The sequence below is a fragment of the Streptomyces sp. NPDC127129 genome, from assembly GCF_042671585.1.
Taxonomy (GTDB): Bacteria; Actinomycetota; Actinomycetes; order Streptomycetales; family Streptomycetaceae; genus Streptomyces.
Genome location: NZ_JBHXTV010000010.1, coordinates 107,033 through 119,997, shown reverse-complemented (window position 1 = coordinate 119,997; position 12,965 = coordinate 107,033). Strand labels below are relative to the sequence as shown.

Below are 12,965 nucleotides of genomic sequence, written 5' to 3'. Positions count from 1 at the left end.
CACGTCTGAGCGCCCTTACGCCCATTGGATTCGTAAGTAAATACGGTGTCCAAACTGCGGACATCGGGTTCGGCCCCGCCACTCGGCACCGATAGGGTGGCGGGGATCCAACCGGACGACGTGGTCCGGAAGTCGGCCCACGTTGCAAAGGTATTTGGGCTATGCGCATTGGTGTGCTCACCTCCGGCGGCGACTGCCCCGGTCTGAACGCCGTCATCCGTTCCGTCGTGCACCGCGCCGTCGTCGACCACGGCGACGAGGTCATCGGCTTCCACGACGGGTGGAAGGGCCTCCTCGAGTGCGACTACCGCAAGCTCGACCTTGACGCGGTCGCCGGCATCCTCGCCCGCGGCGGCACCATCCTCGGCTCCTCCCGGGTCCAGCCGGCGCATCTGGTCGACGGCGTCGAGCGCGCCCGGGGCCATGTCGCCGATCTGGGTCTCGACGCGATCATCCCGATCGGCGGCGAGGGCACGCTGAAGGCGGCGAACCTGCTCTCCCAGGCCGGGCTGCCGATCGTCGGCGTGCCGAAGACGATCGACAACGACATCGCCTCGACCGACGTCACCTTCGGCTTCGACACCGCCGTCGGGGTGGCGACCGAGGCCCTGGACCGTCTGAAGACCACCGCCGAGTCGCACCAGCGGGTGCTCATCGTCGAGGTCATGGGCCGCCACACCGGCTGGATCGCCCTGCACTCCGGCATGGCCGCCGGCGCGCACGCGATCGTCGTGCCCGAGCGCCCCTTCGACATCGACGAGCTGACCGCACGGGTCGGCGAGCGCTTCGAGGCCGGCAAGCGCTTCGCGATCGTGGTCGTCGCCGAGGGCGCGAAGCCGCGCGAGGGCTCGATGAACTTCGAGGTCGGCGCCAAGGACCAGTACGGGCACGAGCGCTTCACCGGCGTCGCCAACCAGCTCTCGGTGGAGCTGGAGCGGCGGCTCGGCAAGGAGGCCCGCCCGGTGATCCTCGGGCACGTCCAGCGCGGCGGCACGCCGACCGCGTACGACCGGGTCCTGGCCACCCGCTTCGGCTGGCACGCGGTGGAGGCGGCGCACCGCGGCGAGTTCGGCATGCTGACCGCGCTGCGCGGCACGGACATCACGATGGTGCCGCTGGCCCAGGCCGTGGAGACCCTCAAGACGGTCCCGGCCGAGCGCTACGCCGAGGCCGAGTGCGTGCTCTGACCTCCGTACGACACCATGAGCCGCCCCCGGTCGCATCCGCGAACGGGGGCGGTTCTAGTCTGGTGCGGACAACAAGCGCGAATCGGGCTCCAGGAGTACACACATGGATCACAGCGGGCACGGCATGACCATGGATCTGCCGCCGTTCACGCTGGGACGGGGGCTCGAGTTCTCGCCGAACCTGTTCTTCCTCATCGGCTGTGTCGTCGGGCTCGCGCTGTACGGCTGGGGCGTGGCGCGGCTGCGCGGACGCGGTGACAGCTGGCCGCTGAGCCGGACGGTCTTCTTCACGGTGGGCGTGCTCTCCGTGGCGCTGATGATGTGCACCAAGCTGAACGACTACGGCATGGTCATGTTCAGCGTGCACATGGTGCAGCACATGGTCATCTCGATGCTCTCGCCGATCCTGCTGCTGCTCGGCGCACCGGTGACCCTGGCGCTGCGCGCGCTCCCGGTCGCGCCGCGGGGCGACAAGGGCCCGCGCGAGCTGCTCCTGATGCTGCTGCACAGCCGCTACATGCGGATCGTCACGCATCCCGCGTTCACGATCCCGCTCTTCATCGCGAGCCTGTACGGCTTCTACTTCACGCCGCTCTTCGACACGCTCATGGGGTCGACGATCGGGCACATCGCGATGATGGTGCACTTCCTCGCCGTGGGTCTGGTCTTCTTCTGGCCGATCATGGGCGTCGACCCCGGGCCGCACCGCCCCGGCTACGTGATGCGGATGCTGGAGCTCTTCGCGGGCATGCCGTTCCACGCCTTCTTCGGCATCGCCCTGATGATGGCGAGCCAGCCGATGATCAAGGCGTACGAGAACCCGCCGGCCTCGCTGGGGATCGACGCGCTCGCCGACCAGAACGCGGCGGGCGGCATCGCCTGGGCGTTCAGCGAGATCCCGTCGGTGCTGGTGCTGATCGCGCTGGTCTACCAGTGGTACCACTCCGAGCAGCGGCAGGCCGTCCGCAAGGACCGGGCCGCCGACCGCGACGGGGACAAGGAGCTGGAGGCGTACAACGCGTATCTCGCCTCGCTCCGCGGCGGCGGGCCGCAGGTCTCGACGCGGGAGTAGCGCTCCCCCCGCCTCAGGGGTCACGATGGGCAGGACGGCCCCGTCGGGAGGAGGGCGGACCCATGTCCGGTCCCACGAAGGCGATGAGCGTGACGACCGTCGCAGCCCTGGTGCTGACGACGGCGTACACGGTGGCGCTCGGCAGCAGCGGCTGGCTGTGGTTCGGCTGGGTGGTGCTCGGAGTGGTCACCATCGGCATGGCGGCCGCGGACAGCTCCGTCCCCTCGGGCCCGCGCCGCGGCCCGGGCCGCCCCGGCCCCCAGCCGTAGCCCCCGTGGCCCCCGCCGTCAGCGCGGTGCGAGCACGACCCAGGTCCGGCCGGGTGCGAAGTTCAGGGGTGCGCCGTCGGGTGTGGTGAAGGCGGTGCCGTCGCCGGCGGCCGGGCGGCTCCAGCGGGCGTCGTGGACGCGGCCGTCCCGCAGGACGAGGGCGCTGCCGCTGCCGACCGTCTCGGTGTACGGGGAGACGCTGCCGAGGACGTCGTGGAAGCGCGACGACCGTATGGTCACGTACTGCACCACGACGGTCGACGCCGTGACCTGGCCCTCGTCGGTGGTACGGGCGGGTCTGCCGTCCATCGCGACCCGCCAGCTCTTCTCGGTCGCGTTCCAGGTGAACGTGTAGCGGGAGGCCGGGAAGCGCACGGTGCGTTCGTTGACCGGTTCGCCGCCGGAGGGGGCCGGTCCGAAGCGGAAGCCGATGTCCTTGGCGTCCTGCGCGTCCGGGGCGGCGGCGAGGGCCCGTCCGGGCAGCACGTAGAGGTTGTGGGGAGCGGCCCTGCCACGGTCGCGGACGTAGGCGCCCGGGGCGTCCTCGGGCGGCAGGGGGTAGAGCGGAGCGGCTTTGAGCAGGGGTTTCAGGGCGGTCTGCGAACCGGAGTAGGCAAGCGCCGGGCGGCCGAACTGGGCGAGGAGCTCGATGTCGGACTCACGGGCGCTGCGCACGGGGCCGATCCGCTCGGGGAGGTCCGTGGAGTAGACGGCGAGCAGCCGGGTCTGGCCGCCCTCCACCTGCTCGACGTAGACGAGATCGGCCGCGCCGAGGCCGGTGTGCGGGCGGGCAGGAGGCACGTTGTCGATCTTGACGGCGAGGACCGGCGCGGGCCGGGCGGGCAGTCCCGTGAAGGGCGAGAGGCCCTTCGGGACGGGGGTGGACGGCGGGGTGGGCGGGGGCGGCGTCGAGGTCGGGGCCGGTTCCGGGGTACCGGAGTCGGCGCATCCGTACAACCCGGCGGTCATCACCGCGCACAGCAGCACGGTGACGGCCGCGCCGGGTCGTCCGTATGACGGTGCGTGTCGGCGTTCGGCAGCCATCGGGCCCCACTCTCCGTCTCCAGTGTGGACCAGGGTCGCGCAAGTGGTTACAAATAATCATCGCTCTACCGAGACGGGGGCCACAGTTGTTCTACTACGTCCTGAAGTACGTCCTGCTCGGTCCAATTCTGCGGCTGCTCTTCCGGCCGCGCACGGAAGGCCTCGAACACATCCCGGCGGAGGGCGCGGCGATCGTCGCCGGAAACCACCTGTCGTTCTCGGACCACTTCCTGATGCCGGCCGTCCTCAAGCGGCGGATCACGTTCCTGGCCAAGCAGGAGTACTTCACCGGGCCGGGGCTCAAGGGCCGGCTGACCGCCGCGTTCTTCCGCAGCGCCGGGCAGATCCCGGTCGACCGCTCCGGCAAGGAGGCCGGGCAGGCGGCGATCCGCGAGGGGCTCGGGGTGCTGTCCAAGGGTGAGCTGCTCGGCATCTATCCCGAGGGGACGCGCTCGCACGACGGCCGGCTCTACAAGGGCAAGGTCGGCGTCGCGATCATGGCGATCACGGCCGGTGTGCCGGTGATCCCCTGCGCGATGGTGGGGACCTTCGAGATCCAGCCGCCCGGCAAGGTGGTGCCCCGGGTCAAGCGGGTCACCATCCGGTTCGGGGAGCCGCTCGACTTCTCCCGCTTCGCGGGCATGGAGGGCGAGAAGGCCGCGGTCCGGGCGGTGACGGACGAGATCATGTACGAGATCCTCGCGCTGTCCGGACAGGAGTACGTCGACGACTACGCGGCCAAGGTGAAGGCCGCCGAGCAGGAGGCGAAGGCGGCCGACGCCGGGACGCGGAGGAAGTTCCCGCGCGGCGGACGCTGACAGCGGATCAGCTCCCGGCGAAAGACCCTGGGACCGCCGGACCGCACCGCCGTAGCGTCCCATCCATGGGACAAGGAAACGCACTGGTACTCGGAGCGACAGGGCAAGTGGGACGGGCGGCCGTGCGGGCGCTCGTCGCGGACGGCTGGGAGGTGACGGCCGCCTCGCGCGGCGGCCGGCTGGACGGTGCATGGCCGGCGGAGGTCCGGTCGGTGGCCTTCGACCGGAACGAGGAGGGCGCGCTGGCCACCGCGCTCGGCACCGGCTACGACGTCCTGGTGGACATCGTCGCCTATCACGCCGGCCACGGACGGCAGTTGAGGGCGCTGGCCGACCGGATCGGATCGGCGGTGGTGGTCTCCAGCGGCGCCGTCTACGAGGACGACCGGGGCCGCAGCTTCGACACCCAGGACGAGCCGGACGGCTTCCCCGCCTATCCGGTGCCGATCCCGGAGTCGTGGCGGACGGTCGCCCCGGGCGAGGGGTCGTACGGGACGCGGAAGGTGGCGCTGGAGCGGGAGCTGCTCGCGGCGGGCGAGACCCTGCCGACGACGGTGCTGCGGGCGGGCGCGATCCACGGGCCGTACTGCCCGGGCCCGCGGGAGCTGTGGTTCGTCAAGCGCGCGCTCGACGGACGGCCGGTGCGCGTCCTCTCGTACGACGGCGCGTCCCGGTTCCACCCGGTGCACGTGGACAACCTCGGGGAGCTGGTACGGCTCGCCGCGGCGAAGCCGGGGACCCGGGTGCTCAACGGCGGCGATCCCGAGGCTCCGACGGTCGCGGAGATCGGGGCGGCGATCGACGCCGTGGTCGGGGTGGAGAGCGAGACGGTGCTGATCGCCGGTGAGCCGGAGGGCACGGTGGGGCTCACCCCGTGGACCGCGGCCCACCCGGTCGTCTACGACATGGGCGCGGCGGAACGGGAGCTCGGCTACCGGCCGGTCGTGTCCTACACCGGGTCCCTGCCCGCGACGGTCGTGGATCTGACCCGGCGACTGGCGGAGGGCGAGTGGCGGGAGGTGTTCCCCGGCCTGGCGAAGTACGGGGTGGACTTCTTCGACTACGCGGCCGAGGACACCTGGCTGGCCGATCGCCGGTAGGGCCTGCCGGCGGTCGGAGGACCTACCACGGGGCGAGGATGCCGAGGGCCTCGTCGAGGACGCGGCGGAGCCGGAGCGCGTCGGGGGCCACGGCGGTGACCAGGGCCGCCGGCCCGGCGAGCGGGGCGAGGACGGCGTTCTCGGCGAGCGGCCGGGACTCCACCGGCTTCTCCTCGAACTCGGGTTCGACGACCAGGAGTTGCCCCGTCGCGCGGTGCCCGTCGAGGACCGCTCCGCCGTCCCAGCCGACCGGGGCTCCGGGTCCGTACGCCAGCTCCTGGTCGAGCAGCGGACGGCCGGCGCGGTGCACGGTGAGCCGGGTGGTGAGCGTTCCGGTCTCCTCGCCGTGGCGGCCGAGGACCTGCTCCTCCCGGAGCACGAGCCGTGCGGTGGGGGCGAGGTCGACGGTGGTGCGCATCCGCAGGTCGGATCCCCGGGCGGAGACCAGCGGTTCGGGGAGCCAGCGCAGCAGGGCCCCGTCACCGACGCTCATCCGGAGGTCGTACGTGGCGGTTTCGGCGCCGCGGCCGGGCAGGGCGACGGTCGCGGCGGCCGAGTCGACCAGGAGTCGCGCCCCGTCCCGTACCTCCGTCTCGATCGCCAGCCGGTCGCCGCCGAGCGGGGCGCTCATCGCGCCGACGACGGTGACGCGGGTGCAGGCGTCGGTGGTGCGCGTCCGGCGGAGGGCGAGCGGGCCGTCGCCGCGAAGGACCGGCAGTCCGCCGTCGGCGTCGGCGACGATGCGGGCGGTGGCGCGCAGGCTCATACGGCGACGGTCGCGGTCCAGGCGGCGAGCCGCTCGCGGACCCAGTCGGCGACGGGGGCGACACCCTGCTCGCCGGTGAGCGAGGTGAAGGCGACGGGCAGGCCGCCGCGCTGCGCCTCGGCGTCGCGGGCCATCCGCTCCAGGTCGGAGCCGACGTACGGGGCGAGGTCGGTCTTGTTGACGACGAGCAGGTCGGCGGTGGTGACGCCCGGGCCGCCCTTGCGGGGGATGTCGTCGCCGCCCGCGACGTCGATGACGAAGATCTGGGCGTCGACGAGGCCCTTGGAGAACGTGGCGGTCAGGTTGTCGCCGCCGGACTCGACGAGGATCAGGTCGAGCGGGCCGACGGTGTCCTCCAGTTCCTCGACGGCTTCGAGGTTGGCGGAGATGTCGTCGCGGATCGCGGTGTGCGGGCAGGCGCCGGTCTCGACGGCCTGGATGCGCTCGGGCGGCAGGACGGCGTTGCGGAGCAGGAACTCGGCGTCCTCCCTGGTGTAGATGTCGTTGGTGACCACGGCGATCGAGAGCTGGTCGCGCAGCAGTCGGCAGAGCGCGGCGACCGTGGCGGTCTTGCCGGAGCCGACGGGTCCGCCGAGTCCGATCCGCAGGGCGCGCCGGGTTCCGTCGGGGCGGTGGGCGTCGGCCGAGACCGCGCCGAGGTGGTCGTGGGAGTGGTCGAGGTGCATGGGACGGCTCCTGTGGTTCTCAGGTCTCAGGACGCGAAGAGGCGGACGGGCCAGGCCGCGTGCTGTTCGGCGGTGATGTCGAGGAGGGGTGCGGAGGCGGCCGGGAGGGCGTCGACGCCCTGACGTGCCGCGGCGGCGGCCCGCCCGGCGACCCGGTCCATGTCGGGGGCGAGGCGGGCGAGCACGGCGGTGGCCCGGAAGGGGTCGAGGCTGAGCAGCCGTACGGCCGCGGTGGCCGGGCCGCTGACCGTCTCGTACACGACGCAGTGTGCGGCGTCCTCGGGGCCGAGCCCCGCCGCGCGTGCGGCGACGCCGAGGACGATCGGCTGGTGCGCGCCGCGTGGGAACGCCGCCGCGAGCGCGTCGAGTTCGGCGCACGGCCAGGTGGCGCGGGCCGCGCGCATCATCTGCCGGCCGAGCTTGCGGGCGACCGTGCGCAGGGCCGGTGACGGGGTGCGGGCGTCGGCGGCCGCGTCGAGCACGTGCGGGTCGTGGCCGAGGGCGGCCGCGGCGGCGAGACCCGCCGCCGTGAGCCCGGTGGTCTGCAGCCGGCCTCTGCAGAACGACTCCAGGCTCGCCGGGTCCGTGATCCGTCCGGCCTTGACCGCGGCCTCCGCGCCGCCGGAGTGGGCGTGCCCGCCGGCCGGGAACCGCCCGTCGGCGAGGACGAGGAGCGCGGCCCGGCCGACGCCGTTCTCTGTGCTGGTGGACGTCATCAGAAGAGGAAGTACCGCTGGGCCATGGGCAGTTCTTCGGCGGGCTGCGGTTCGACCGGTTCGCCGTCGATCGTGACGGTGAAGGTGTCGGCGTCGACCTCGACCCGGGGCAGGGCGTCGTTCTCCCGCATGTCGGCCTTGGTGACCCGGCGGGTGCTGCGGATGGCCGTGAACTCCTTCTGCACACCGACCCGTTGCGCGAGGTCGTCCTCGATCGCCGCCTCGGCGACGAAGTTGAACGAGCCTGCGGCGGCGGCTCTGCCGAGCGCTCCGAACATCGGGCGGGGCAGCACGGGCTGCGGGGTCGGGATGGAGGCGTTGGCATCACCCATCTGCGCGTACGCGATCTGCCCGCCCTTGAGCACGGTCTGCGGCTTCACTCCGAAGAACGCCGGGTCCCAGAGCACGAGGTCGGCGAGCTTGCCGGGTTCGACCGAGCCGATGAGGTGGTCCATGCCCTGCGCGACGGCGGGGTTGATCGTGTACTTGGCGACATAGCGACGCGCCCGGTGGTTGTCCGCACGGCCGTCGCCGGGCAGGGAGCCGTGGCGCCGTTTCATCACGTGCGCGGTCTGCCAGGTCCGCATGATCACCTCACCGACGCGCCCCATGGCCTGGGAGTCGGACGAGATGATCGAGATGGCACCGAGGTCGTGCAGGACGTCCTCGGCGGCGATGGTCGAGGGGCGGATGCGGGACTCGGCGAAGGCGAGGTCCTCGGGCACGGCCGGGTTCAGGTGGTGGCAGACCATCAGCATGTCGAGGTGTTCCTCGATGGTGTTGACGGTGTGCGGCCGGGTCGGGTTGGTGGAGCTGGGCAGGATGTACGGCTCGGAGACGACGGAGATGATGTCGGGGGCGTGCCCGCCTCCGGCGCCTTCGGTGTGGTACGCGTGGACGGTGCGGCCCGCGATCGCGGCGAGTGTGTCGCCGACGAACCCCGCCTCGTTCAGGGTGTCGGTGTGGATGGCGAGCTGGGCGCCGGTCTCGTCGCAGACGCTCAGACAGGCGTCGATGACGGCCGGGGTCGCGCCCCAGTCCTCATGGATCTTGAACCCGAGTGCGCCGCCGCGGAGTTGGGAGTGCATGGCCTCGCGGGACATCGTGTTGCCCTTGCCGAGCAGTCCGATGTTGACGGGGAAGGTGTCCAGCGCCTCGAACATCCTGGCGAGGTGCCAGGGCCCGGGAGTGATGGTGGTGGCCTTGGTGCCCTCGGCCGGTCCGGTGCCGCCGCCGACGAGCGTGGTGATCCCCGTGGCGAGGGCCTGTTCGACGACCGTGGGCGAGATGAAGTGGACGTGGGCGTCCACGCCGCCCGCGGTGACGATCTTCCCGTTGCCGACGATCACCTCGGTCTCGGGACCGATGACGAGGTCGGGGTGGACCCCGTCCATCGTGTCGGGGTTGCCGGCCTTGCCGATGCCGGTGATCCGGCCGTCGCGGATGCCGATGTCGGCCTTGACCACGCCCCAGTGGTCGATGATCACGGCGCCGGTGATCACGGTGTCGGGCGCGCCTTCGGCCCGGGTGGTCCGGGCCTGGCCCATCGACTCGCGGATGACCTTGCCGCCACCGAACACGGCCTCGTCGCCCGCGCGACCGGGGCCGCCGGAGCGGTCCTCCTCGATCTCCACGAGCAGGTCGGTGTCGGCGAGCCGGATGCGGTCACCGGTGGTGGGGCCGAACAGGTCGGCGTAGACGGCGCGGTGCAGCTCAGGCACGGTCGCCTCCGTTCGCGTCGAGAGGGCCGGCCGTCTCGCCGCGCAGGCCGGGGACGACACGGCGGCCCCGCAGAGGGACGAGTTCGACCTCGACCGGGATGCCGGGCTCGAAGCGCACCGCCGTGCCGGCGGCGATGTGGAGTCGCTGTCCGCGCGCGGCGGCGCGGTCGAAGTCCAGTCCGGGGTTGGCCTCGGCGAAGTGGTAGTGGGAGCCGACCTGGACGGGCCGGTCGGCGGCGTTCAGGACGGTGAGGCGGGTGACGGGGCGGCCCTCGTTGAGGACGACGCCACCTTCACCGTAAAGAGTCTCTCCGGGGATCATCGGCTGCGGTCCCCCGTCACACGATCGGGTCATGGACGGTGACGAGCTTGGTGCCGTCGGGGAAGGTGGCCTCGACCTGGACGTCGTGGATCATCTCGGGGATGCCCGTCATCACCTCGTCGCGGGTGAGCACCTTGCGGCCGGAGGCCATGAGCTCCGCGACGGTCCGGCCGTCGCGGGCGCCCTCCAGGACATGGGTGGTGATCAGGGCGACGGCCTCGGGGTGGTTGAGCTTCACACCGCGCGCCCGGCGCTTCTGGGCCACGTCGGCGGCCACATGGATGAGCAGGCGTTCCTGCTCGTGCGGCGACAGTTGCACGCTTCCACCTCACAGTCGTCCTCCGGGCAAGTCCCCGGACAGCAGCGGACCTTACCGACCGTCAACACTCTGTTGAACTGCGGATATGGCCCGCCCGGCCAGACATTGCACGGTAGGGCGGAAGTTTTTCCGGCGCGTTAACTCGGGCTTTGCACGTCCATGGACATCAGCCCGCGCAGGCCGTCCTCCAGGACCTCGACCTCCACGTCCCCGAAGAGCGCCTGCTGCGCGATGAATCCCTGGGCCGTGGCGATGAGGGTCCGGGCGACCCGGTCGGCGGGGACGTCCGCGGCCAGGATCCCGCTCGCACGGTAGGCGTCGACGAGCTTTCCCCAAGCCTCGCGCATACCGTCGTACCCCTCGGAGAGCGTCCGGAAGAGGTGCTCGTTGCGGAGGGTCTCCGACCACACCTGGAGGATGAGGCGCGCGAAGGCCTGCCGGTCGGCTCCCTCGATGCGCTCTTCGAGAAAGAGCCGCAGGACGGCGCCGAGCAGCACGTCGGGCGTGGGCGGCGGGGTCGCGCGGGAGGCCTCCTCGAAGGCGCCGCGGATTCCGGCGAACGCCTCCGTGGCGATGGCCGCGATCAGCTCGTCCTTGCCGCTGAAGTAGCGGTAGACGGCGCCTGCCGAGAGGCCCACCTCGGTCAGGACGTCCTGCATGGACGTGGCGTGGAAGCCGTTGCGGGCGAAGCAGCGCGCGGCGCCGTCGAGGATCTGCCGGCGGCGGGCGTCGAGGTGTTCCTGCGAGACACGGGCCATGCCAGAAATCTAAAACGAACATTCATTCTTGACAAGCGCGCACCTCGGCGGGACAGTGAGGACACCGTAAAACGAACGATCCTTCTCTTTGAATCGAGAGTGTCATGACCGCCACCCGCAAGACCGTCGCGGTGCTGGTGCTGATCCCGGTCGTCGTGGCCCTGGCCCTCTGGGCCTTCGCCTGGCCCGCCGCCCGGATCGCCCCGCGCGACCTGCCCCTCGGCGTCGCGGGTCCCGCCACCGCCACCGCCCCGCTGGAAGAACGGCTCGCCGAGCACGCCGGAGCCTTCGAGGTGCACCGGTACGACTCCGAGGCCGCCGCCCGTACGGCGATCGAGGACCGGGCCGTATACGGCGCGGTGGTCGTCACGCCGCAGGGACCGGAACTGCTGACGGCGTCCGCCGCGAGCCCGGTCGTCGCCGGGCTGCTGCGCGAGGCCGTCGCCGCACAGGCCCCGGCCGGCACCCAGATCAAGGTGACCGACGTCGTCCCGGCCCCGGCGGGCGACCCCCGGGGCAGCGCCTTCGGAGCGGGCCTGTTCCCGCTCATCCTGGCCGGCGCGGCATCCGGCATCGCGGCGACGGTCCTCGGCCTGCGCGGCGCCCGGGCGGCCGGGACCCTGCTCGGCGCCGCCGCGCTCGCCGGGATCGTCGGCGCGACGCTCGCCCACAGCTGGCTCGGCGTGCTCACGGGCGACTGGTGGGCGGAGGCCGGGGTCCTCGGCCTGACCGTGTTCGCGATCGGCGCGACGATCGCGGGGCTGGCCGCGCTCATCGGCAGGGCGGGCATCGGCGTCGGGGCGCTCCTGATGATCCTGCTGGGCAACCCGTTCTCCGGTGTGGCGAGCGCGCCGGAGCTGCTGCCCGCGCCGGCGGGCGCGCTCGGCCAGTGGCTGCCGCCGGGCGCGGGCGGCAGCGCGCTGCGCTCGGTCGCCTTCTTCGACGGTGCGGGCGCGGGCTCCGCGCTGCTGGTCCTCGGCGTCTGGGCGGCCGGTGGCCTGGCCGCGGTCCTGCTCGGCGGGCGGCGGGACCGCACCGCGGGCGCGGCGGCGGCCACCCCCGCTCCCGTGCCGGCACCCTCACCGGCGCCCGTGGGCTGACGCTCACGGCGACGCCCGCCGGCCGGCGCCCGCGAGGGCGCTCCGCACCGCCGCCCGGGCCGACGCCTTCTCATACGGCCGCGTGCCCCCGCTGTAGCGGACGGGGGCACGCGGCTTCGTCATGCGCCGGGAGTACCGGGGGCGCGATGGCGCGCCGCGATGCCGAACCGGCCCTGTTCACCCGGAGCGGACGGGAGCGGGCGCACCTCGGAGACCGTGCTGACCGCCAGGTCCTCGGCGGCCTCCTGCTCCGATTCGAGTCTGTCCAGGTCAGCGGCCGAGACCAGGGCCACGAGCGGCTTTCCGTGCCGGGTCACGACGACGCGCTCGTTGCCGTACACCACGCGGTTGATCAGGTCGGCGAGCTCTGCACGTGCTTGCGTCACCGGAATCTCGTAGGCCATGCTCCTCATCTTACGGCCTGTACGTCCTGTACATTTTTTACAAGGAGGCGCCGCATGCACGCCCGCTACGTCCTGCCCGAGTTCACCGAGCGCACGAGCTCCGGGTCCCGGACCCTCGACCCGTACTCCAAGCTGCTCGACGAGCGGATCGTCTTCCTGGGCACCCCGATCGACGAGACCTCGGCCAACGACGTCATCGCGCAGCTTCTGCACCTGGAGTACGCCGACCCGGACCGGGACATCTCGCTCTACATCAACTCGCCCGGCGGTTCGATCAGCGCCATGTCGGCGATCTACGACACGATGCAGATCGTCACCTGCGACGTGGAGACCACCTGCCTCGGGCAGGCCGTCTCGACCGCCGCCGTACTGCTCGCGGCCGGCGCCCCCGGCAAGCGGCTCGCGCTGCCCGGGGCCCGGGTCGTGCTCCAGCAGCCCGCGACGGACGAGCCGTTGCAGGGGCAGCCGAGCGATCTCGCCATCCAGGCGGCGGAATTGGTCCGGCTGCGCGCGATGCTGGCCGGCATCCTGGTCGCCCACACCGGGCAGAGCCGCGAGCGGATCGACGCCGACATCGACCGCGTCACCGTCCTGGACGCACCGGCCGCCACCGCGTACGGCCTGGTGGACCACGTGGTCCAGAACCGGGGGGCGTCGGGCGGCGCCGGGACGCGGTGAGCCGG

At 72.3% G+C, this 12,965-nt stretch carries 16 protein-coding genes; 7 read left to right on the top strand and 9 right to left on the bottom strand.

The annotated features are described in order from the left end of the window. The first annotated feature begins 161 nt into the window (after window positions 1–161). From ACFVGW_RS20530 to ACFVGW_RS20520, 3 genes are all read left to right on the top strand, one after another. A complete protein-coding gene (locus tag ACFVGW_RS20530) occupies window positions 162–1,187 on the top strand; it encodes a 6-phosphofructokinase (protein WP_385852980.1) in 1,026 nt (341 codons plus the stop codon). A gap of 103 nt (window positions 1,188–1,290) precedes the next feature. Continuing rightward, window positions 1,291–2,259, top strand: a complete 969-nt coding sequence (locus ACFVGW_RS20525; protein WP_385852979.1) for a cytochrome c oxidase assembly protein — start codon at window positions 1,291–1,293, stop codon at window positions 2,257–2,259. Window positions 2,260–2,321: 62 nt separating this feature from the next. Continuing rightward, window positions 2,322–2,528 carry a hypothetical protein gene (locus ACFVGW_RS20520; protein WP_385853127.1) on the top strand — a complete coding sequence of 69 codons (207 nt, stop codon included), beginning with the start codon at window positions 2,322–2,324 and terminating at the stop codon, window positions 2,526–2,528. A gap of 18 nt (window positions 2,529–2,546) precedes the next feature. Here ACFVGW_RS20520 and ACFVGW_RS20515 read toward each other — a convergent pair whose 3' ends face one another. Continuing rightward, window positions 2,547–3,572, bottom strand: coding sequence for a DUF3048 domain-containing protein (locus tag ACFVGW_RS20515; protein ID WP_385852978.1), 1,026 nt, complete (start codon window positions 3,570–3,572; stop codon window positions 2,547–2,549). 86 nt (window positions 3,573–3,658) lie between these two features. Here ACFVGW_RS20515 and ACFVGW_RS20510 point away from each other — a divergent pair, with 86 nt between their 5' ends. Together ACFVGW_RS20510 and ACFVGW_RS20505 are read left to right on the top strand one after the other, a co-directional pair. After that, window positions 3,659–4,390 carry a lysophospholipid acyltransferase family protein gene (locus tag ACFVGW_RS20510; protein ID WP_385852977.1) on the top strand — a complete coding sequence of 244 codons (732 nt, stop codon included), beginning with the start codon at window positions 3,659–3,661 and terminating at the stop codon, window positions 4,388–4,390. A 65-nt stretch (window positions 4,391–4,455) separates the two neighbouring features. Next, window positions 4,456–5,490, top strand: coding sequence for an NAD-dependent epimerase/dehydratase family protein (locus ACFVGW_RS20505; protein ID WP_385852976.1), 1,035 nt, complete (start codon window positions 4,456–4,458; stop codon window positions 5,488–5,490). A 22-nt stretch (window positions 5,491–5,512) separates the two neighbouring features. Here the strand turns inward: ACFVGW_RS20505 and ACFVGW_RS20500 are convergent, their stop codons facing one another. From ACFVGW_RS20500 to ACFVGW_RS20470, 7 genes are all read right to left on the bottom strand, one after another. Next, a complete protein-coding gene (locus tag ACFVGW_RS20500) occupies window positions 5,513–6,256 on the bottom strand; it encodes an urease accessory protein UreD (protein ID WP_385852975.1) in 744 nt (247 codons plus the stop codon). Beyond that, window positions 6,253–6,942: an urease accessory protein UreG gene (gene ureG, locus ACFVGW_RS20495; protein ID WP_385852974.1), complete on the bottom strand. Its 690-nt coding sequence runs from the start codon at window positions 6,940–6,942 to the stop codon at window positions 6,253–6,255. Before ureG ends, ACFVGW_RS20500 begins: the two co-directional genes overlap by 4 nt. Window positions 6,943–6,968: 26 nt before the next feature. Then, a complete protein-coding gene (locus ACFVGW_RS20490; RefSeq protein ID WP_385852973.1) occupies window positions 6,969–7,658 on the bottom strand; it encodes an urease accessory protein UreF in 690 nt (229 codons plus the stop codon). Beyond that, window positions 7,658–9,379: an urease subunit alpha gene (locus tag ACFVGW_RS20485; RefSeq protein WP_385852972.1), complete on the bottom strand. Its 1,722-nt coding sequence runs from the start codon at window positions 9,377–9,379 to the stop codon at window positions 7,658–7,660. The genes ACFVGW_RS20490 and ACFVGW_RS20485 overlap by 1 nt, the downstream gene beginning before the upstream one ends. Beyond that, window positions 9,372–9,701, bottom strand: coding sequence for an urease subunit beta (locus tag ACFVGW_RS20480; RefSeq protein WP_383226923.1), 330 nt, complete (start codon window positions 9,699–9,701; stop codon window positions 9,372–9,374). The genes ACFVGW_RS20485 and ACFVGW_RS20480 overlap by 8 nt, the downstream gene beginning before the upstream one ends. Before the next feature lie 16 nt (window positions 9,702–9,717). Beyond that, a complete protein-coding gene (locus tag ACFVGW_RS20475; protein ID WP_383226920.1) occupies window positions 9,718–10,020 on the bottom strand; it encodes an urease subunit gamma in 303 nt (100 codons plus the stop codon). Window positions 10,021–10,157: 137 nt separating this feature from the next. Further along, a complete protein-coding gene (locus ACFVGW_RS20470) occupies window positions 10,158–10,778 on the bottom strand; it encodes a TetR/AcrR family transcriptional regulator (RefSeq protein WP_385852971.1) in 621 nt (206 codons plus the stop codon). 104 nt (window positions 10,779–10,882) lie between these two features. On the opposite strand from ACFVGW_RS20470, the gene ACFVGW_RS20465 reads away from it, so the two are divergent. Next, on the top strand, window positions 10,883–11,878 hold the full coding sequence (locus tag ACFVGW_RS20465; protein WP_385852970.1) for an ABC transporter permease: 996 nt from the start codon (window positions 10,883–10,885) through the stop codon (window positions 11,876–11,878). Window positions 11,879–11,997: 119 nt separating this feature from the next. On the opposite strand, the gene ACFVGW_RS20460 is transcribed toward ACFVGW_RS20465, so the two are convergent. Continuing rightward, complete coding sequence (locus ACFVGW_RS20460; RefSeq protein WP_385852969.1) at window positions 11,998–12,282, bottom strand: type II toxin-antitoxin system Phd/YefM family antitoxin; 285 nt, start codon at window positions 12,280–12,282, stop codon at window positions 11,998–12,000. 54 nt (window positions 12,283–12,336) lie between these two features. On the opposite strand from ACFVGW_RS20460, the gene ACFVGW_RS20455 reads away from it, so the two are divergent. Then, window positions 12,337–12,960 (top strand): ClpP family protease, encoded by a 624-nt coding sequence (locus tag ACFVGW_RS20455; RefSeq protein WP_383309120.1) that lies wholly within the window; start codon window positions 12,337–12,339, stop codon window positions 12,958–12,960. The last annotated feature ends 5 nt before the right edge of the window (window positions 12,961–12,965 follow it).

What these genes read in the sequence shown, in the direction of transcription:
- ACFVGW_RS20530 (WP_385852980.1), top strand. Translation starts at nt 162, where the DNA reads ATGCGCATTGGTGTGCTCACCTCCGGCGGCGACTGCCCCGGTCTGAAC.
- ACFVGW_RS20525 (WP_385852979.1), top strand. Translation starts at nt 1,291, where the DNA reads ATGGATCACAGCGGGCACGGCATGACCATGGATCTGCCGCCGTTCACG.
- ACFVGW_RS20520 (WP_385853127.1), top strand. Translation starts at nt 2,322, where the DNA reads ATGTCCGGTCCCACGAAGGCGATGAGCGTGACGACCGTCGCAGCCCTG.
- ACFVGW_RS20515 (WP_385852978.1), bottom strand. Translation starts at nt 3,572, where the DNA reads ATGGCTGCCGAACGCCGACACGCACCGTCATACGGACGACCCGGCGCG.
- ACFVGW_RS20505 (WP_385852976.1), top strand. Translation starts at nt 4,456, where the DNA reads ATGGGACAAGGAAACGCACTGGTACTCGGAGCGACAGGGCAAGTGGGA.
- ACFVGW_RS20500 (WP_385852975.1), bottom strand. Translation starts at nt 6,256, where the DNA reads ATGAGCCTGCGCGCCACCGCCCGCATCGTCGCCGACGCCGACGGCGGA.
- ureG (WP_385852974.1), bottom strand. Translation starts at nt 6,942, where the DNA reads ATGCACCTCGACCACTCCCACGACCACCTCGGCGCGGTCTCGGCCGAC.
- ACFVGW_RS20490 (WP_385852973.1), bottom strand. Translation starts at nt 7,658, where the DNA reads ATGACGTCCACCAGCACAGAGAACGGCGTCGGCCGGGCCGCGCTCCTC.
- ACFVGW_RS20480 (WP_383226923.1), bottom strand. Translation starts at nt 9,701, where the DNA reads ATGATCCCCGGAGAGACTCTTTACGGTGAAGGTGGCGTCGTCCTCAAC.
- ACFVGW_RS20470 (WP_385852971.1), bottom strand. Translation starts at nt 10,778, where the DNA reads ATGGCCCGTGTCTCGCAGGAACACCTCGACGCCCGCCGCCGGCAGATC.
- ACFVGW_RS20465 (WP_385852970.1), top strand. Translation starts at nt 10,883, where the DNA reads ATGACCGCCACCCGCAAGACCGTCGCGGTGCTGGTGCTGATCCCGGTC.
- ACFVGW_RS20460 (WP_385852969.1), bottom strand. Translation starts at nt 12,282, where the DNA reads ATGGCCTACGAGATTCCGGTGACGCAAGCACGTGCAGAGCTCGCCGAC.
- ACFVGW_RS20455 (WP_383309120.1), top strand. Translation starts at nt 12,337, where the DNA reads ATGCACGCCCGCTACGTCCTGCCCGAGTTCACCGAGCGCACGAGCTCC.